The organism is Colwellia sp. 5_MG-2023 (assembly GCF_030547795.1).
Taxonomy (GTDB): Bacteria; Pseudomonadota; Gammaproteobacteria; order Enterobacterales; family Alteromonadaceae; genus Colwellia.
The window spans coordinates 96848-115653 of sequence record NZ_JAUOPW010000010.1 but is presented as its reverse complement, the minus strand read 5'-3'; the positions used below and the strand labels follow the sequence as shown (position 1 = coordinate 115653).

Genomic DNA, 18806 nt, shown 5'->3' with positions numbered 1-18806 from the left:
CCAACATAGTAGGGGCGAATTTATTCGCCTACTACGCCTACTAATAATGGGATATAACATAATACAGATGTTATTGACGTGTATTTGTGTTCAGGCTACTGAAGTCGCCCCTACAAAAACGCTCCTACAAAACACCCATGAAAGAATTGATTACCAACATAGTAGGGGTGAATTTATTCGCCTACTACGCCTACTAATAATGGGATATAACATAATACAGATGTTATTGACGTGTATTTGTGTTCAGGCGACTGAAGTCGCCCCTACAAAAACGCTCCTACAAAACACCCATGAAAGAATTGATTACCAACATAGTAGGGGTGAATTTATTCGCCTAATTCGTGATTTCGTTGTTCACCTAAACGCAGCGCTATAACGCTGTAAAATTGAGGATAACGCTGCAAACCTCACGAGGGGAAAAATAAATAATTTACCGAAAAATTAATATAAAAAAAACCGACACAAGGTCGGTTTTTTGAATTCGATATATAAAATATAAAGAAATTAACGTTTTGAGAATTGTGGTTTCTTACGTGCTTTGTGTAAGCCCACTTTCTTACGTTCAACTTTACGAGCATCACGAGTAACAAAACCAGCCGCGCGTAAACCGCCACGTAAAGTTTCATCAAACTCCATTAATGCACGAGTAATACCGTGACGAATTGCGCCAGCTTGACCAGAAATACCACCACCTACTACAGAGATATTAAAGTCAAACTTTTCTAACATTTCAACTAACTCTAACGGTTGACGAACAACCATACGAGCTGTTTCACGTCCGAAATACTCAGAAATGTCACGTTTGTTAATTGTGATTGCACCGTTACCAGCTTTCATGAACACACGAGCAGTTGAGCTCTTGCGACGACCAGTACCGTAATATTGATTATCAGCCATTGCTTAAAGCTCCAAAAGTTGTGGTTGTTGTGCAGTATGCATGTGCTCAGAGCCTGCATACACTTTTAATTTGCGGAACATTTCACGACCTAAAGGACCTTTAGGTAACATGCCTTTCACTGCAAATTCAAGAACACGTTCTGGTGCTTTTTCAATTAACTTTTCAAAGCTAATTTGCTTAAGACCGCCAGGGAATTCAGTATGCGAATAGTAAATTTTACCTTTCGCTTTGTTACCAGTTACACGTACTTTCTCAGCATTAATTACAACGATATAATCGCCAGTATCAACATGAGGTGTATATTCTGGTTTATGCTTACCGCGTAAACGGCTTGCAATTTCAGTAGCGATACGACCTAAAGTTTTATCTTCGGCGTCCACTAAGAACCATTCGCGTTGTACGCTTGCTGGTTTAGCTACAAAAGTTTTCATTAAAAAACCCAAATTAAAAAATGTTACTTAAATGACAAAACAAACTTATGTTTTATTTGTCGGTTAATAATAGACTACGCAATTACCCCTTCGAGTATCGAGCCTAACGTCTTTAAACCACCCACATCTAAGAATCAGCTATATAATTAAAGCAAAAATCTAAAGAAACAGACTATTTAAAAGACAGTTTGTAACGTAGGGAGCGCGGATTATACAGAAGATTAATAAGAAGATCACGCCCCTTTTCAAAAAAAGCACAAAAAAAATACTAAATAGCTATTGTTGAACAATAAATCGTACATAGAAAATAGTTAATAAACTGTTAACTATTTTCCTTAGTGTTAATTAACTTCATCGCCTAAGTAAAGAAAAGATTAAATACTTAATTTAAGTCAAAAAAGTTGCAACATTATTTTACATTTATAAATATATGTCGCATATTAAATGTAGCCCCCATATAAATTAATGGAAATTATGACAATGAAAAACTTAAATACAATGAAGAATATATCTAAACAAGCACAACAAGGTTTTACCTTAATTGAATTAATGATCGTTGTTGCGATTATTGGTATTTTAGCAGCTGTGGCGTTGCCTGCTTATCAAGATTATACAAAAAAAGCGAAATTTGCCGAAGTTGTTTCTATGGTAGGTGCAGCAAGAACAGCTGTTACAGTTTGTTTTCAAACTGAAGGCTCATTAGATAATTGTGATGCAGGTGCTCGTGGTATTCCAGCAGCAGTGGCAACTGGAACCTATGAAAACTTAGATACAATGACGATAGCAGATGGGGTTATTACTGCTGTCTCAACTGCTGCAACAGACAGCGCCAATCTTATTGCAACACCTTCAGGTGACCCTATAACTTGGACGATAACTTCAACAAAAACAGTTAGTTGCCTTGACAAAGGTTGGTGCCAATCGAATTAAAAATAAGACGGGATTTTAGATCCTGTTATTAATTCTTCATTTATTGAAGCCCTTTTGGCTAATGCTAATTAGTGAAAATTTTTAATGATTCATTGATCGATCTTTAGGATTAAATGGGGTCAGAGTAACATTAAAATCACTCTCTTTTATTTAACCTAACTGATCTGATTTTTAAAGCTCCTTCGGGAGCTTTTTTATTTCTAATTTAAATCGTTGACTGCCAAATGCTAGGTTTTTGTTGGTATTGTCTCTAATTTCAAGTAATTGCTTCTTTGCTAATCCATATGAACATAACTTTTTATACGCAACTAACCGCTCTTCTTTATTTTTATGTAATTGAAGATACAAGAAATGTGGCGAGCAAAGTGTTGATTCTTTACCTAATGCATTTACACAATAACTAGACCACTTATAATCCGCTGGCGATTCAACCATTTTTGCTCTGACAGGGTTTAATTCAATATAGCGATATACCTGCAACAAATAACCTTCATCTTCAATAATACAAGATTTAAATCTGCCTTCCCATAAAGTACCAGAGCGATAGTAAACGTTATTAAAGTACGAACATAACCTCTACCTAATGATTGCATCATATTACTAATACCTCCCTCTTTTTTAGGAGTACATAACAGGTGAACATGATTTGTCATAAAAACCCAAGCATGAATATCTACTTCAAATTTATTTGCATATTTTTTCAAATAAGCAGCATAAGTAACAAAGTCGGTTTCACTGGCAAAGCAAATTTGATGATTATTTCCACGTTGAATAATATGTTGTGGAATGTTGACAGGGCAAATACGATGCAATCTAGACATCAATTAAAATTCCATTTTTAATTGATACAATAACTATAGCTAACAATATTCAAATTTAAAGTTACTCTGACCTCATTTTTATTTTTCTCTTTTATACAAATTTGCGCTACACTGAAATTTGACATTTTCATTGAATTTATTCAAAAGGTTATCTGTAAACATTATGAAAGGCAATCACCAGCAATCCAGTGTTTTATCGGCTTTGTCTACAGAGCATCTTATACCGCTTACTAATGTCGATGATATTTTTAATGACTTCACAGGGAAAGATAAACCTTTTATTCGCTACTTAGTCGAAGATAAAAAAATCGACAGCAAAAAGATTGCTGCTATTTTATCTTATAAGTTCGGTTATCCTTATATACAACTTAGTAATTTTGATACAACTTTGGTGCCTGATGGGGTTCGTAATGAAAAACTCATTACTAAACATAATGCCTTGCCGTTATTTTTACGTGGCAAAGTGCTTTTTGTCGCCATGTCAGATCCTACCGACCTTGATGCCTTAGAAGAAATACAATTTAATACTGGCTATAGCACTGAACTGATATTAACTGATGAGCTTGGCTTACAAGCTTGTATTGAAAAAGTATTAGAAGATGAAGGTGGCTCCCTTAATATTACTGATATTGATTCTAATGAGTTATCGGGTATAGACGTTCAAGAAGATCAAAGTGACGATGATCCGGTTAGTACAGGTGAAGATGACGCACCTATTGTTGTTTTTATCAATAAAATTTTATTAGATGCCATCAAAAAAGGCGCCTCTGATTTACATTTTGAACCTTATGAAAAGTCTTTTCGCATTCGTTTTCGTATTGATGGCATTTTAACTGAAATTGCGCGTCCACCAGTAAGTCTATCATCACGTATGTCAGCTCGTTTGAAAGTGATGGCAAAACTTGATATCGCTGAACGGCGCGTACCACAAGATGGCCGCATAAAATTATCACTTTCTAAGAAAAAGTCTATTGATTTCCGAGTCAGTACCTTACCCACAATGTGGGGTGAAAAAATAGTAATGCGTATTTTGGACTCTTCCAGCGCTATGCTCGGTATTGATATGTTGGGCTATGAACCAGCTCAGAAAAAAATATACATGGAAGCACTAGAGCAACCACAAGGCATGATTTTAGTCACTGGACCAACAGGCTCGGGTAAAACTGTTTCGCTATATACAGGGTTGAATATTCTCAATACCGCTGAACGTAATATTTCTACCGCAGAAGACCCTGTAGAGATTAATTTAGAAGGTATTAACCAGGTACAAATTAATAACCGAGCGGGTTTAACATTTCCTAGCGCGTTACGTTCTTTTTTACGTCAAGATCCTGATATTGTTATGGTTGGTGAAATTCGAGATTTAGAAACCGCAGAAATAGCAATAAAAGCCGCACAAACAGGGCATTTAGTATTATCGACCTTGCATACTAACTCGGCTGCAGAAACCTTAACTCGTTTACTTAATATGGGAGTGCCTGCTTATAACGTTGCGAGTTCAGTGACTACTATTATTGCACAACGATTAGCAAGGCGTTTATGCTCACAATGTAAAACCCATGAAGTACTTTCAGAAGCACAACTTGCCGAACAAGGTTTTCCTATAGATAAGTTAAGTGAAATAAAACTGTTTAAGCCTGTTGGTTGTGAACACTGTACTGGTGGTTATAAAGGGCGAGTGGGTATTTATGAAGTGATTAAAATTAGCCCTGAAATTGCCTCTATTATTATGGAAGGTGGTAACTCGTTAGATATTGCTGAGCAGTGCCAAAAAGAAGGTTATAATAATTTACGTCAATCAGGCTTAGAAAAAGCAATGGATGGCATGACTAGCCTAAAAGAAATAAACCGTGTAACCAGCTCCTAGACGATATTTTATATAAATCAGTTATAAACAGTAGGTAATTTTATGGCGACAGCAGTAGCAAAAAAAAAAGCTCCGAAGGTTAAAGCATTAGATGTTTTTACTTGGCAAGGCGTTAATCGAAAAGGTAAAAAGATTAGCGGTGAGCTGCCAGCAAATAATATTATCGAATTAAAGGCGCAATTACGTAAACAAGGTATTACGCCTAGTAAAGTAAAGAAAAAAGCTAAACCACTTTTTGGTTTAGGAGGCGATAAAGCCATTACCCCAGGCGATATTGCCATTATATCTCGACAAATTGCCACCATGTTAGGTGCTGGTGTGCCTTTAGTACAAACTATTGAAATGATTGGCAAGGGTCATAACAATGGAAAAATGCAAAAATTACTCGGTGAAATAGCTCATAAGTTATCATCAGGTATTCCGCTATCTGACTGTTTACGTGATCACCCAAGACACTTTGATGACCTATATTGTGATTTAGTTGCCTCAGGTGAACAATCGGGGTCGTTAGAAACCATTTATGACCGTATTGCCACCTACAAAGAAAAAGCTGAAGCGTTAAAAGCAAAAATAAAAAAAGCAATGACCTACCCTATCGCTGTATTAGTTATTGCCGCTGTTGTAACCTCAATATTACTAATTTTTGTGGTACCAGTTTTTCAAGAAATTTTTGCCGGCTTTGGTGCTGAATTACCTGGCTTTACTTTGTTTGTTGTTGGTATTTCAGACTTTATGGTCGCTTATTGGCATTTAGGTTTAGGTGCTATTTTTGCCTTTATCTTTCTATTCAAACGTGCTCATAGAAACAGTTTAAAATTACGCGACCAAGTTGATAGGCAAATTCTAAAACTCCCCATTATTGGCGATTTACTTGAAAAAGCGGCGGTTGCTCGTTACGCCAGAACACTTTCCACCACTTTTGCTGCCGGTGTCCCATTAATAGATGCTCTAGAATCAGCGGCTGGCGCTGCTGGCAATGCAGTATTCCGAGATGCCATTCTAGAGGTTCGCACTGAGGTTACCTCAGGTATGCAAATGAATCTAGCTATGCGTAATAGTAATATATTTCCTGATATGGTTATTCAAATGGTTGCCATTGGTGAGGAGTCTGGCGCAGTTGATGATATGCTATCAAAAGTGGCTAATGTCTATGAAGCCGAAGTAGATAATGCCGTTGATAATTTAACAGCATTATTAGAGCCAATGATTATGGCTGTATTAGGCGTGGTGATTGGCGGTTTAATTATTGCGATGTATTTACCAATATTCCAAATTGGCATGATTGTTTAGTTTATTAAGCTCAAGATAACAATACAACAAGCAAGTGAACAATGTAGTACTCAAGTTACTGACAACATGGCATGCCGTAAGCAGTTTGCGACAAAATTTCCAAAGTGAATATATTATTTTTAGATTACGAGTAGTTTATGTTTGAACAAACGTTATTATTTTTTCAACAATCTCCCCTTTTATACTACATTTTTGTCGCCTTATTTTCATTGATCATCGGTAGTTTTTTAAATGTTGTGATCTACCGCTTACCTCAAATGATGCACAATACTTGGTATACAGATTGTCGTGAGTTTTTAGCTGATGAATTAAAAGATATACCGGCGAAAAAAATTACGCCACTTAGCTTATCTATCCCTAACTCAACTTGTCCAATGTGTGATCATAAAATACGATTTTATGAAAATATTCCAGTAATCAGTTGGATACTACTTGGTGGAAAATGTAGCCAATGTAAAAATAGTATTGCTGCCCGTTATCCTCTAGTGGAAGTGGCAACGTCCGTGTTAAGTGTCATAATTGCGTTAAAGTTTGGTGTGTCTATAGAGACCTTATTATTGCTTATACTAACGTGGGGCTTGATATGTTTAACCTTAATTGATTTCGATCATATGCTGTTACCAGACCAAATCGTCATGCCTCTATTATGGCTTGGCTTGTTAGTTAACTTACAAGGGATTTTTGTACCGCTAGCTGATGCTGTTATTGGTGCTGCAATAGGTTACATGAGCTTATTTAGCATATTTTGGCTATTTAAATTACTAACCGGTAGAGAAGGCATGGGTCATGGTGACTTTAAACTTTTTGCCTTATTTGGCGCATGGGCTGGTTGGCAGCTATTACCACTGTTGATATTAATGGCATCAGTAGTGGGTGCATTAGTTGGCATTTCATTAATGCTATTTAAAAATCATCGGCGTGAACAAGCTATTCCTTTTGGGCCTTACCTAGCTGTTTCGGGTTGGATAACATTATTATGGGGTCAAGGTATTTGGGTTTGGTATATCGCTCAAATCAGCTAGTACTATCAGTTGCATTTATTACAATTTATGCACATTTAGCTAAATTAAACAGCTCCCTTATTTTATTAAGAGAAAACTAAATATGTCTGATTTTATTGTCGGTCTCACTGGTGGTATTGGTAGTGGTAAAACAACGGTCACTAATATCTTTGCTAAGTTAGGTATCGATATTATAGATGCTGATATTATTGCTCGGGATGTGGTGGCAAAAGGTAGCCCTGCGCTAACTTTGATTGAAGCGCATTTCGGCAGTGACATCCTTCATAGTGACGGGCAATTAAATCGCGCAATGCTTCGCACAAAAATATTTACCAATGAAGTAGATAAACAATGGCTAAACGCGCTGTTACACCCTTTAATCAGAAAACAAATTGTTACACAAGCACAGGTGTCATTAAGCCCTTATTGTATTATTGTAGCCCCCTTGCTAATTGAGAATAATCTAACTACATTAGTAGATCGCGTGTTAGTTGTTGATGTAAACGAAGCAACCCAAGTCTCTCGCACAATAGCGCGTGACAATAACTCTAAAAAACAAGTAGAAGCTATTATTAAGAGTCAAGTTAGTCGACAAGTTAGACAGTCACATGCCGATGACATATTAAATAATGATGATTGTTTAATTGAAGATTTAACCAGTGCCGTAGCTCAATTACATCATGCTTATTTAGCGTATGCAGCACAAAAAAAAGCAAACAAAACATAAATAATAACCATATACTGTATCGCTACAGTTACTGAACAAAAAACAAACAACAAATGATTCGCCATTTCTAATGGCTATAGGTAATATAGCCAAATCAATAAAATCTAAATCTACGATCTCAATTTAATTCCTTAATTTAAATAATGTAATACTCCCATGACAACTATTTTATATGAACACCCTCTTAATGAACGTATTCGTCACTATTTAAAACTTGAGCAACTATTCAAACAAGTTGAGAGTTGCTCTGCTTCAGATATACTTACTTGTCATCACGTTTTTTTTAATTCATTATTTTCTATAATTGATATACTTGATCGTAGTGATATTCGAGGAGATTTAATTAAAGATTTAGAAAAGTTACAGCAAAATTTAGTCGTGTGGTCTCAAGCACCAAATATAGATACTACAGCACTGGAATTCAATTTAAAGACATCTGTAGCCCTCGTTAGCCAACTAAGAATTGGTAGTCAGGCTTGGTGCCAATTAAAAGAAGATGTATTGCTAGCCAGCTTAAAACAACGCTTTGCGATACAAGGTGGAACCTGTAGTTTTGATCTACCTCAATTACACTTTTGGCTTCATCAACCTGAAACTATTATCAATAAAAATATTTCCCAATGGTTATCTCTACTAAGTAGTATTAAAGGAGCATTGGTTTTAATATTAAAATTTATACGTCAACGAGCTGATTTTAAATTTATTGAAACTGAAAGTGGCTTTTATCAAGATAATGGTGAAGGCTTATTGTTATTACGTATTAAAGTTGCGCAAAGTGCCCAATATTTTCCAACAATTAGTGGTAATAGGTTCCGTTACTCTATCCGTTTCAAATTGCCTTGTGAACAAAATGGTCGCCGGTATTCAAACCAAGCGACTAAATTCGAATTAGCGCGTTGTTAATCGCGATTTTCTTTAATCCTCATTGGCTATAACTTTCTCTACAAGATCAATTAACGTATAATCTCTTTATCAATTTACTAAATACTTAGCTTAATATCATGACTTTAAAAGTACCCTGTCCTAACTGCACCAAAGAAGTAGTTTGGGAAGCAAGCAGCGAATTCCGTCCTTTCTGTAGTAAAAGATGCCAATTGATTGATTTAGGTGAATGGGCTGAAGAAAACCATAAAATTAGCCAGCCAATATCAGGAGCAACCCCGTTAACGGAAGATATGCTTGATGCAATGGAAGATGAATTCTTACTAAATAATAAGTTTTTTGTAGAGCCTGAATAACAAAGAGTTCGTTAGGTTTTTTATTAATATTGATTTATTAGTTAAATCTTACGTTCAACCAATGCTGAAATAATATCCTGATTTGCTTCTGGAAAATCTAAGCTTTGCAGCTCAACAAGTGAAAACCAACCTTCGCCTTGCCCTTCTTGCGCACTTGGCTCTCCTGCATAGTTATCAACAATAAAAACCTCTAAACACACTTTTTTATCAACACCCTCTTTTTCATGGTAAAGGTGATTAATAGTGATTAATGGCTGGCACGTTAACACATCTATATTTATTTCTTCTTTAAGCTCTCTAGCAAGCGACTGTGCAACACTTTCACCCTCTTCTACTTTACCACCAGGGAACTCCCACTTTCCGCCTTGATGAGCGTCAGCAAGGCGTTTTGTAAGAAAATATTGAGTTTGTTGTTGCTCGTTGGTTGAAATAATCACCCCAACGGCAACAAGGATAGTTTTAGGCATACTTTGAAGCACGTTAAGTCAATTTACCATGACACTGCTTGTATTTCTTACCTGAGCCACAAGGACATAACTCATTACGCCCAACACGAGGCACAGGCTTTTCTTCTATTCCTTCAGCACTTTGGTGTTGAAATTCAGCAGGCACTTCTGATTTTCTATGTTGCTCTTCTACTGCTTCAACATCAGATTCTGCCTGTATTTGAACTTTTGAAAGAATACCAACAACGTCATATTTCAAATTATCTAACATTTCAGTAAACAATTGGAATGACTCGCGCTTATATTCTTGCTTAGGATTTTTCTGGGCGTGAGCACGTAAACCAATCCCCTGACGTAGGTGATCCATTGCCGCTAAATGCTCTTTCCAATGTGAATCTAAGCTTTGTAACATAACGGCTTTCTCGAATTGACGAAGTACGTCAGCACCAACCACAGCTTCTTTATCTTTGTATGTTTTCTCGAATTCAGCAACAATCTTCTCACGTAAGCTTTCTTCGTGTAACTTTTTATCTTCTTCAATCCACTGTGCAATAGGTAAGTTGGTGTTGAATTCACCTTTTAGCTGCTCTTCTAAACCAGCAACATTCCACATTTCAACTAATGATTGACGCGGAATATGCTGATCAATAACACTATTGATAACATCAGCTCTGATATTATCGACAACTTCACCAATGTCAGCTTCATCTAATAACTCATTACGTTGTTCGTAAATTACACCACGTTGATCATTAGCAACATCATCATATTCTAATAGTTGTTTACGCATATCAAAGTTACGGCTTTCAACTTTACGTTGAGCATTTTCAATACTACGAGTTACCCAAGGGTGTTCTATTGCTTCACCATGCTCCATGCCTAATTTACGCATCATATTTGAAATACGTTCAGAAGCAAAAATTCGCATTAATGAATCTTCCATAGAAAGATAGAATCGTGTTGCACCAGCATCGCCTTGACGACCTGAACGACCACGTAATTGATTATCAATACGACGAGATTCATGACGCTCAGTAGCGATAATTTTTAAACCACCTAATGCCAACACATGTTCGTGATCAATTTTCCATTGTTCTTTTACTTTTGCAATTTGCTCTTCTGTCGGTTGTTTATTACCTTTAGATAACTCTGCAATTGCAGCATTTAAATTACCACCAAGTACAATATCGGTACCACGACCAGCCATGTTAGTAGCAATAGTTACAGCAAACTCTTTACCGGCATCAGCAACAATTTGAGCTTCTTGTTCATGAAACTTCGCATTCAATACTTTGTGTTTAATTTTTTCTTTCTTAAGAAAATCAGAAAGGAATTCAGAAGTTTCAATAGAAATAGTACCAACTAATACTGGCTGACCGCGTTTAACACAGTCTTTAATATCAGCTAGAATCGCTTCAAATTTTTCTTCTGCTGTTAAATATATTAAATCAGCTAGATCTTTTCGGATCATAGGGCGATGCGTTGGAACAATAACAGTTTCCAAGCCATAAATATGTTGAAACTCAAAAGCTTCAGTGTCTGCTGTACCTGTCATACCCGACAATTTATCATAAATTCTGAAGAAATTTTGGAAAGTAATTGAAGCAAGTGTTTGATTTTCATTTTGAATTTTCACACCTTCTTTCGCTTCAACAGCTTGATGTAAGCCTTCAGACCAACGACGACCTTCCATTGTACGTCCGGTGTGTTCATCAACAATAACTATTTCACCATTTTTTAAAATGTAATCAACATCTTTTTGAAATAGTTTATGAGCACGTAACGCGGCCATTACATGATGTAAAAGCGTTATATTAGCTGCTGAAAACAGTGTATCGCCTTCTTGCAACAGGCCTTTTTCAACCATAATTTCTTCAATGCGAATTTGACCACGTTCAGTTAAATATATTTGCTTCGCTTTTTCATCAATGGTGAAATCACCTTCAACGAAGTCTTCAGACTGACCAGTATCCTCGTCTTTATCTTCTTCATTTTGTACTTCAAGTACCGGCACTATTGCGTTTATTGCTTTGTATAGTTCAGAGCTATCTTCTGCCTGCCCTGAAATAACAAGCGGTGTACGTGCTTCATCAATTAAGATTGAGTCAACTTCATCAATAATTGCAAAGTTTAATTTTTTCTGTGTACGCTCTTCTGGTGAAAACACCATATTGTCACGTAGGTAATCAAAACCAAATTCGTTGTTGGTACCATAGGTTATATCAGATTGATAAGCAGCTTGCTTACTTTGCGGTGACATGCCGGCAATATTACAGCCTACTGTTAACCCTAAAAATTCAAATAATGGACGACACCAATCTGCATCACGTGTAGCTAAATAGTCATTGACAGTAATAACATGTACGCCATTACCTGTTAACGCATTTAAGTATGAAGGTAAGGTTGCCGTTAACGTTTTACCTTCACCAGTACGCATTTCGGCAATTTTTCCATCATGTAATACCATGCCACCAATCATTTGCACATCGAAATGTCGCATATCGAACACACGCTTACTGGCTTCACGTACAACAGCAAATGCTTCAGGTAAAATTTGGTTTAACGTTTCACCTTTAGACAATCGTTCTTTAAACTCACTGGTTTTTTCTTTTAACTCATCGTCACTTAGCGCTTCTAGAATGGGCTCTAACGCATTTATTTTCTTTACTTCTTTGTCCATTTTTTTGATTAGTCGATCATTACGACTGCCAAATATTTTTGTCAACAAATTTACAAACATCTTATTAAACCATTTTGTGAGATTTAGCGCCCAAAACATTTGGAACACTGAGTGAATATTATTATTGTAGTTATACCGAATTATCAGCGCTAGCTACACTTGTTTTTTATTACCGGCTTTACGATATACAAATTTTAACGGATCAATTTGTTTATCGTTATGCAAAATTTCATAATTAACATTAACAATGTATATTTTTGTTGTGAGCATAACGTGTTTTCAACGCATCTCCATGGTTAATTGCAATTAAATAACCATGTATTTCATCTGCCCAACTAACAACGTCCGATGCGGTACTAATGATATCGCCATCTTCTTTACCGGCAAAGTCAATTCCTTTATGTATGGCCGCTCTTCCATTAAAAGGCTCTTTACGCACACCATGATATGAAGATAACCAACCTCTTGTAATAGGTCGACCAGAAAAATAACGTGTATTTTCTATATGGAGACCCAAAGTCAAAGATTCAAGCATTTCCACCTTATTTTCTTGATGCGCTAATAAATTTTCTAATTGTGCTATTTCAACCAGCAATTGGCCAAAAGATTTTTGGTTGACATCGCCAGTGGTTAATGACGGTCCAACATGTGCAGCCAATTTGTCAAAACTAGATTCTTGTTCAGGTATATGAACACTTTTGGCTAAACGCTCACCTAAAAAACCCGAACGTAAAACATGACTTTTTAGCTCAGCAAGCTTTATGGTCAGTACCGTAATCTGTTGCTTTTTAAGTACTATTTTTTTCAAATAATTAGAAGGTATCGTTAGATCATGACTCGTTAAATAACCCGTGTTGTAATTTGACTCTTCACTTCTTGATAATATCAAGTAAACAATAGCCGTAGAAAATAGTGCAAAAGCTAACACAACAGAAAACCAATACAACTTATTTAAGCGCATTGAAAATCTTACATTCTTTCCACGGTATAGTAGTGTTAAACTCATAGATGTTTCTTAATACTTTATCACTTATATTTAACTTTCAAGCTTAATTAATCATTAAAGTAGATTAATTATTTACGGTATAACTATGGCACGAAGACCAAAAGCCCCTAAAGACATGTCTACGTTATTTAATTCGACGACAGGCACTTTGGCACAAATTAAATCAAAAACCAACTCTTTGGGCTTATTGTCGGATATTGTACGTCAAATATGCCCTGACCTGCCAGAAGATGCGTTTAATATTGCTAATTTTGCACATACAACATTAATTATTGAAGTTAAATCACCTGTTTGGGGACAAAGATTACAATTTGAACGTAATACTATTTGCAATCAACTGATGATACAAACCCAAGGGAAATTTTCACACATAGAAATCAAAGTGAATCCTCAAGGCCATCGACAAATACCAAATCAAAGCACATATCAACAGAATACGCTTGAAAGCAGCTCAATTCAAACTAACTCAATAAAAAACCGCTCTTTTTCAGAAAAAAAAGGCTCTGTGCAAAGTATGTCGACCGCCACTGCTGAAAATTTATTAAAAATTGCTAAAAATGCACCTAAAGGACTAAAGGAAACATTAGAAAGACTGGCTGCAAATGTAATGAGCAATAAATAACCTGAAGTCAAATTAACGCTATTATCTATGTAATATTAAGCAGCCGGATATAAAGAGAAAGACGACATAATTAAGCATGACTATCAATAAGAATAACAAGCAATAAAAAACCGAGGATCTACTCGGTTTTTTGTATTTGACTTATAATAATCGTCTGTGAATTAACACTAAAAAGCAGTCGCGTTAATTTCCTGATATTCTATTGGTGAGGTTAGCTTATCATCTTCATAAGTTACCCATTCCCACGCATCTTGTTGCTTAAAGACTTCTCTAAGTAACATATTATTTAAACCGTGGCCTGATTTAAAGGCATTTAGCTCACCTAATATACTGGCACTTCCCATATAAAGATCACCAATTGCATCAAGTATTTTATGTTTTACAAACTCATCATCGTAACGTAATTCATTTTTGTTAAGCATACGATATTCATCAAGAACAATTGCATTTTCTAAGCTACCGCCTAATGCAAGATTATGAGATCGGAGAAACTCAATATCTTTCATAAAGCCAAAAGTACGAGCGCGACTAATTTCTTTGATAAAAGAGCAACTAGAAAAATCCATACTCATTGTTTGACAAGTATTTGCAATAACAGGGTGATTAAATTCAATAGCAAAATTAACTTTAAAACCTTCATAAGGTAGCAATTCAGCCCATTTATCTCCCTCTTCAACGCGTATCGCTTTTTTGATTCTAAGGAATCGCTTAGCAGCATTTTGTGTTTCAATACCGACAGATTGAATTAAATAAACAAAAGGTAAGGCACTGCCATCCATAATTGGAATTTCAGGTGCATCAACATCAATAATTAAGTTATCAATACCTAATCCAGCAACTGCTGACAATAAATGTTCAACAGTAGATACTTTAACTTGTTGCTCGTTAACTAAACAAGTACACAAGGTTGTTTCACCAACGGCATCAGGTGTTGCTTTTATATCAACCACAGGGTCAAGATCAACACGACGGAATACAATGCCAGTGTTAGCGGGAGCAGGACGGAGAGTAACCTGCACCTTTTCACCTTTATGTAATCCAACACCTACGGTTGAAACGCTTGTTTTTAATGTACGTTGCTTAATCATATTAGCCTCGATTTTGCTGTTTTCACTTATGTATTGCTTGCGCATTAATTTGCCTATGCACTAACGCAGCATCTTATAAAAGAGTCTTACTAAGAGCCTCTTATTAAGATAACTTGCTAAAGAGCAACAACACAGAACACGCCACCTAATTCGGCGGGCACATAATATAACAAAAAAAAGCAATAAATTCAAAAATCATTGATTATTCGTTATTTACACACACAGTTTAACTTCAGTTATTAATCTAAATAACAATCGCAAAAACTAGTCATCCTTGGATAGTTAGTGCTGTAATTATTTATAAATTAACTAGTGTTGTTTAATACTAGTCTGCCTGTTTACGCAAAAATGCAGGTATATCCAGATAATTATCCAAATCTGCATGCGCTACTTTTTGTGCATTGCTGTCAGTCATAGTAATTGTTTCCGCAGCAACTTCTGCTTGTGGTGCTGCTGATGGCGCATAATCAGAGCCAACAACTCTTTGCTCAACCATAGGTGTCGGATTCACTAAAGTGATATCTGGCTTAACCTCTGCACCAATACCTGTAGCAACTACTGTTACACGTAACTCTTCTGTCATATCAGGGTCAATTACAGCACCAACTACAACCGTAGCATTTTCACTAGCAAAAGCTTTTACTGCATTACCAACGGTTTCAAATTCATCAATACTGATGTCCATACCAGCAGTAATGTTCACTAAAATACCGCGAGCACCAGCTAAGTCTACATCTTCAAGTAATGGGCTTGAAATAGCGGCTTCTGCTGCTTCTTCAGCTCTATCTTCACCAGATGCAATACCAGAGCCCATCATAGCGGTTCCCATTTCTGACATTACTGTACGTACATCGGCAAAATCCACGTTAATTAAGCCAGGACGAGTAATTAATTCAGCAATACCTTGCACAGCACCTAATAAAACATTATTTGCGGCTTTGAAAGCATCTAATAAACTTGTACCAGGGCCTAATACTTTTAATAATTTCTCATTAGGAATGGTGATAAGTGAATCAACGCTTTTAGATAATGCCTCTATACCTTGATCAGCATAGTTCATGCGTTTTTTGCCTTCAAATGGGAAAGGTTTAGTTACTACCGCAACCGTTAATATTCCCATTTCTTTAGCAATTTCAGCTACAACTGGCGCAGCACCAGTACCTGTACCACCACCCATACCAGCGGCGATAAAGATCATATCTGCACCCTTTAAGGTTTCCATGATGGTCTCACGATCTTCCTCAGCAGCCTGTCGACCAATATTAGGGTTAGCGCCTGCGCCTAAACCTTTAGTGACATCATTACCTAATTGTAAGGTAACGTCGGCAGATGAATTACGTAGCGCTTGTGAATCAGTATTCGCAGTTATAAATTCAACACCTTCAATGGTTTGGCAAACCATATGCTCTACAGCATTACCACCACCACCACCAACTCCGATGACTTTAATCACCGCTTCTTCATTATGATCTTCCATTAATTCAAACATTTTTCTCTCTCCGTTTTCTTCTAAATTAGTCAGAAAAATTCTGACTTACAAAACAACTTCTGTGCAGGCGATTATTAAATTACTTAAAACTCACCTTTAAACCATGAACAAAAACGTGACCATGCTCCGGTCACCCCTTCTGATTTATTATTTTCCTTTAAGCCCGATTCATGAGCTTTCATACCATAATGCAGTAAACCTACAACTGTGGCATAAGTTGGGTCATCTACATATTCTTTCAACCCTTGAACTGCTATTGGTGAAGCAATACGCACTGGCATTTGAAAAACTTCTTCAGCAAACTCTTCTACCCCTTCCATTTTCGATGTGCCGCCGGTTAATACATAACCCGCTGCAATTTGGTCTTCTAAACCAGCTTCACGTACTTCATCTTGAATGAGTTCGAATAATTCTTGGTATCTTGGCTCTACAACTTCCGATAATGTATGGCGAGACATAGTTCGTGCTGGACGACCACCAACGCTTGGTACATCTATACTTTCTTCCATACTAACTAAGTGCCTTAATGCACAGGCATATTGCACTTTAATATCTTCTGCATGACTCAATGGTGTTCTAAAAATTTTAGCAATATCACTAGTGACTTGATTTCCTGCTACAGGAATAACTGCCGTATGGCGTAATGCGCCACCCGTGAATATTGATATATCCATAGTACCTGCCCCCATATCAACGACACAGATACCTAATTCTTTTTCATCATCGGTAAGTATTGAATAGCTAGAAGCTAATGCTGAAAATATCAGTTGATCAGCAGTTAAATTACAACGCTCAACACATTTTACCAAATTTTTAGCCATGTCATTCGCACAAGTAATGATATGTACTTTGGCTTCCATTCGCACACCAGACATACCAATAGGACTTTTAATACCGTCCTGACAATCTATACTATACTCTTGCGGTAACACATGTAACATACGACGTTCTGCCGAAATAGGCACACTGCGAGCGGTATGAATTACGTTGTCGACATCTTCTTGAACCACTTCTTTGTCATTAATTGGCACCATGCCATTTTCGTTTTGACAACTAATATGTTTTCCAGAAATATCTAAATAAATTGAGCTAATTTGACAATCGGCCATCAGCTCAGCTTCATTTATCGCTCTCTGAATTGACTGAATCACTAAGTTCAAGTCATTAACACCACCTTTATCCATACCACGTGCAGGTTGATTACCAACACCAACAATACTTAATTGGTTGTCGGGAGTAATTTCACCAACCGCGACGGATATTTTAGATGTGCCTATATCTAGTCCAACAACTAAATTTCTTTCTGTAATTTTAGACATTCAGGGTCAACTCTTCTGTGTGTAGCTTATTACGGCTAAATAAATCATCTCGAAACTTATAAATTGGAACCATAGACTCTTGCAGCACATGCTTTTTAAGCATTCCAATACGGCTTTTTCTTTGCTGCTTTTCAACACTAATACTCGATGACAAATCGTCTTTTTCCTTCCAACCAACAGCCAGCCCGGTATCATAACGTAAATCGATATAATCAACCGCTTGTTTTAACTCTTTTTTGCTTTTATTTTGCTCAAGTAAGTGTTCGTTGATTAAAGGATATACATCCATAAACCTTTGTACCCGCTTCACCCTCTCTTCACGACCTAAATTCAGCCTGATACCGTTGTTTAAGGTAAGTTGCCATGAGAAACGCTCACCAAGTATTAATTCATCAATCGCTAAGTCTCTGTACTCTAATAAATCATTCAAATTGTTAAAATTCTGTAATGCTAATAGTTCGCTTCCTTCAGGACCAAAAAATTGAGGTAATGTTTGTTTAATAGCCTTTTGCTCTGCTTGAAACGCTTTACCAAATTTATTTAATATAAAATCACCATTCCAGAGCGCAATAGGGGTTTGATCAACAACATATATTCTCACCTCATTAGGCCATTGTTTTCTTACTGCAACTGAATAAACCCACGGTAATTTAGATACTTGAGATTGTATTTCATTAACATCAACTTGAAAAAAGTTGCCTAAATCAATGTTACTCATCGACTCTAATACTTCGGTACGTTGGGTATATGGCATCTCCCCCATAATCACAATAGAATTTACCGGTGAACGTTCTCGCTCAATAAAAACTTCTGATAACCACCAACCTAAACTAAATAAGCCAATAAGTACGCACACGAAAAACGCCAAACCTACGCCAAAAGCGATAGTTTTTTGATTTTCCGGTGTTAACTGCTTATCGTTCATTTAGTTACCTATTTCCAATAATACGGTG

The 18806-nt window shown here is 36.5% G+C and carries 19 protein-coding genes; 8 read left to right on the top strand and 11 right to left on the bottom strand.

Features of this window, described 5'->3' with window-relative positions; all coding sequences use genetic code 11:
- Positions 1-504: 504 nt before the first annotated feature.
- Both rpsI and rplM read right to left on the bottom strand, forming a co-directional pair.
- Entirely contained in the window at positions 505-897 is a 393-nt protein-coding gene (gene rpsI / locus Q4496_RS09335) for a 30S ribosomal protein S9 (protein WP_114326795.1), read from the bottom strand.
- A gap of 3 nt (positions 898-900) precedes the next feature.
- A complete protein-coding gene (gene rplM, locus Q4496_RS09330) occupies positions 901-1329 on the bottom strand; it encodes a 50S ribosomal protein L13 (RefSeq protein ID WP_215974257.1) in 429 nt (142 codons plus the stop codon).
- Positions 1330-1809: 480 nt separating this feature from the next.
- Here rplM and Q4496_RS09325 point away from each other — a divergent pair, with 480 nt between their 5' ends.
- Entirely contained in the window at positions 1810-2259 is a 450-nt protein-coding gene (locus tag Q4496_RS09325) for a prepilin-type N-terminal cleavage/methylation domain-containing protein (RefSeq protein WP_303610335.1), read from the top strand.
- Between the two features lie 171 nt (positions 2260-2430).
- Here Q4496_RS09325 and Q4496_RS09320 read toward each other — a convergent pair whose 3' ends face one another.
- Both Q4496_RS09320 and Q4496_RS09315 read right to left on the bottom strand, forming a co-directional pair.
- Entirely contained in the window at positions 2431-2694 is a 264-nt protein-coding gene (locus tag Q4496_RS09320; RefSeq protein WP_303610334.1) for a transposase, read from the bottom strand.
- Between the two features lie 17 nt (positions 2695-2711).
- Positions 2712-3080, bottom strand: coding sequence for a transposase (locus tag Q4496_RS09315; protein ID WP_303610333.1), 369 nt, complete (start codon positions 3078-3080; stop codon positions 2712-2714).
- Between the two features lie 163 nt (positions 3081-3243).
- Between Q4496_RS09315 and pilB the strand changes: the two genes are divergently transcribed.
- The 6 genes from pilB (at position 3244) to yacG (ending at position 9203) form a co-directional block, all read left to right on the top strand.
- On the top strand, positions 3244-4947 hold the full coding sequence (gene pilB, locus Q4496_RS09310; RefSeq protein WP_215974256.1) for a type IV-A pilus assembly ATPase PilB: 1704 nt from the start codon (positions 3244-3246) through the stop codon (positions 4945-4947).
- Positions 4948-4989: 42 nt separating this feature from the next.
- On the top strand, positions 4990-6237 hold the full coding sequence (locus Q4496_RS09305; protein WP_215974255.1) for a type II secretion system F family protein: 1248 nt from the start codon (positions 4990-4992) through the stop codon (positions 6235-6237).
- Positions 6238-6374: 137 nt separating this feature from the next.
- Positions 6375-7259, top strand: a complete 885-nt coding sequence (locus Q4496_RS09300; RefSeq protein WP_215974254.1) for an A24 family peptidase — start codon at positions 6375-6377, stop codon at positions 7257-7259.
- 82 nt (positions 7260-7341) lie between these two features.
- Positions 7342-7965, top strand: coding sequence for a dephospho-CoA kinase (gene coaE / locus Q4496_RS09295; protein ID WP_215974253.1), 624 nt, complete (start codon positions 7342-7344; stop codon positions 7963-7965).
- Positions 7966-8121: 156 nt separating this feature from the next.
- Positions 8122-8868, top strand: a complete 747-nt coding sequence (gene zapD, locus Q4496_RS09290; protein ID WP_303610332.1) for a cell division protein ZapD — start codon at positions 8122-8124, stop codon at positions 8866-8868.
- 98 nt (positions 8869-8966) lie between these two features.
- Positions 8967-9203: a DNA gyrase inhibitor YacG gene (yacG, locus tag Q4496_RS09285; RefSeq protein WP_215974251.1), complete on the top strand. Its 237-nt coding sequence runs from the start codon at positions 8967-8969 to the stop codon at positions 9201-9203.
- Positions 9204-9244: 41 nt separating this feature from the next.
- Here yacG and mutT read toward each other — a convergent pair whose 3' ends face one another.
- The 3 genes from mutT to Q4496_RS09270 all read right to left on the bottom strand — a co-directional run bounded on the left by mutT (position 9245) and on the right by Q4496_RS09270 (position 13335).
- On the bottom strand, positions 9245-9670 hold the full coding sequence (gene mutT, locus Q4496_RS09280; RefSeq protein WP_215974250.1) for an 8-oxo-dGTP diphosphatase MutT: 426 nt from the start codon (positions 9668-9670) through the stop codon (positions 9245-9247).
- Positions 9671-9683: 13 nt separating this feature from the next.
- Positions 9684-12389, bottom strand: coding sequence for a preprotein translocase subunit SecA (gene secA, locus Q4496_RS09275; protein ID WP_215974249.1), 2706 nt, complete (start codon positions 12387-12389; stop codon positions 9684-9686).
- Positions 12390-12570: 181 nt separating this feature from the next.
- Positions 12571-13335 (bottom strand): M23 family metallopeptidase, encoded by a 765-nt coding sequence (locus Q4496_RS09270; RefSeq protein ID WP_303610331.1) that lies wholly within the window; start codon positions 13333-13335, stop codon positions 12571-12573.
- Positions 13336-13420: 85 nt separating this feature from the next.
- On the opposite strand from Q4496_RS09270, the gene Q4496_RS09265 reads away from it, so the two are divergent.
- Complete coding sequence (locus Q4496_RS09265; RefSeq protein WP_303610330.1) at positions 13421-13957, top strand: DUF721 domain-containing protein; 537 nt, start codon at positions 13421-13423, stop codon at positions 13955-13957.
- Positions 13958-14124: 167 nt separating this feature from the next.
- Here Q4496_RS09265 and lpxC read toward each other — a convergent pair whose 3' ends face one another.
- From lpxC to Q4496_RS09245, 4 genes are all read right to left on the bottom strand, one after another.
- Positions 14125-15045, bottom strand: a complete 921-nt coding sequence (gene lpxC / locus Q4496_RS09260; protein WP_215974306.1) for a UDP-3-O-acyl-N-acetylglucosamine deacetylase — start codon at positions 15043-15045, stop codon at positions 14125-14127.
- Between the two features lie 325 nt (positions 15046-15370).
- Entirely contained in the window at positions 15371-16534 is a 1164-nt protein-coding gene (gene ftsZ / locus Q4496_RS09255) for a cell division protein FtsZ (protein WP_215974247.1), read from the bottom strand.
- Between the two features lie 83 nt (positions 16535-16617).
- Positions 16618-17853 carry a cell division protein FtsA gene (gene ftsA / locus Q4496_RS09250; RefSeq protein WP_215974246.1) on the bottom strand — a complete coding sequence of 412 codons (1236 nt, stop codon included), beginning with the start codon at positions 17851-17853 and terminating at the stop codon, positions 16618-16620.
- A complete protein-coding gene (locus Q4496_RS09245) occupies positions 17846-18778 on the bottom strand; it encodes a cell division protein FtsQ/DivIB (protein ID WP_215974245.1) in 933 nt (310 codons plus the stop codon). Before Q4496_RS09245 ends, ftsA begins: the two co-directional genes overlap by 8 nt.
- Between the last annotated feature and the right edge of the window lie 28 nt (positions 18779-18806).

Bases quoted from the DNA above. Each gene is read 5' to 3' on its own strand.
- Q4496_RS09300 (WP_215974254.1), top strand. From the start codon at position 6,375: ATGTTTGAACAAACGTTATTATTTTTTCAACAATCTCCCCTTTTATAC.
- Q4496_RS09315 (WP_303610333.1), bottom strand. From the start codon at position 3,080: ATGTCTAGATTGCATCGTATTTGCCCTGTCAACATTCCACAACATATT.
- Q4496_RS09305 (WP_215974255.1), top strand. From the start codon at position 4,990: ATGGCGACAGCAGTAGCAAAAAAAAAAGCTCCGAAGGTTAAAGCATTA.
- Q4496_RS09245 (WP_215974245.1), bottom strand. From the start codon at position 18,778: ATGAACGATAAGCAGTTAACACCGGAAAATCAAAAAACTATCGCTTTT.
- secA (WP_215974249.1), bottom strand. From the start codon at position 12,389: ATGTTTGTAAATTTGTTGACAAAAATATTTGGCAGTCGTAATGATCGA.
- lpxC (WP_215974306.1), bottom strand. From the start codon at position 15,045: ATGATTAAGCAACGTACATTAAAAACAAGCGTTTCAACCGTAGGTGTT.
- Q4496_RS09320 (WP_303610334.1), bottom strand. From the start codon at position 2,694: ATGGTTGAATCGCCAGCGGATTATAAGTGGTCTAGTTATTGTGTAAAT.
- pilB (WP_215974256.1), top strand. From the start codon at position 3,244: ATGAAAGGCAATCACCAGCAATCCAGTGTTTTATCGGCTTTGTCTACA.
- rpsI (WP_114326795.1), bottom strand. From the start codon at position 897: ATGGCTGATAATCAATATTACGGTACTGGTCGTCGCAAGAGCTCAACT.
- zapD (WP_303610332.1), top strand. From the start codon at position 8,122: ATGACAACTATTTTATATGAACACCCTCTTAATGAACGTATTCGTCAC.
- rplM (WP_215974257.1), bottom strand. From the start codon at position 1,329: ATGAAAACTTTTGTAGCTAAACCAGCAAGCGTACAACGCGAATGGTTC.
- ftsZ (WP_215974247.1), bottom strand. From the start codon at position 16,534: ATGTTTGAATTAATGGAAGATCATAATGAAGAAGCGGTGATTAAAGTC.
- coaE (WP_215974253.1), top strand. From the start codon at position 7,342: ATGTCTGATTTTATTGTCGGTCTCACTGGTGGTATTGGTAGTGGTAAA.
- Q4496_RS09270 (WP_303610331.1), bottom strand. From the start codon at position 13,335: ATGAGTTTAACACTACTATACCGTGGAAAGAATGTAAGATTTTCAATG.
- Q4496_RS09265 (WP_303610330.1), top strand. From the start codon at position 13,421: ATGGCACGAAGACCAAAAGCCCCTAAAGACATGTCTACGTTATTTAAT.
- Q4496_RS09325 (WP_303610335.1), top strand. From the start codon at position 1,810: ATGAAAAACTTAAATACAATGAAGAATATATCTAAACAAGCACAACAA.
- yacG (WP_215974251.1), top strand. From the start codon at position 8,967: ATGACTTTAAAAGTACCCTGTCCTAACTGCACCAAAGAAGTAGTTTGG.
- ftsA (WP_215974246.1), bottom strand. From the start codon at position 17,853: ATGTCTAAAATTACAGAAAGAAATTTAGTTGTTGGACTAGATATAGGC.
- mutT (WP_215974250.1), bottom strand. From the start codon at position 9,670: ATGCCTAAAACTATCCTTGTTGCCGTTGGGGTGATTATTTCAACCAAC.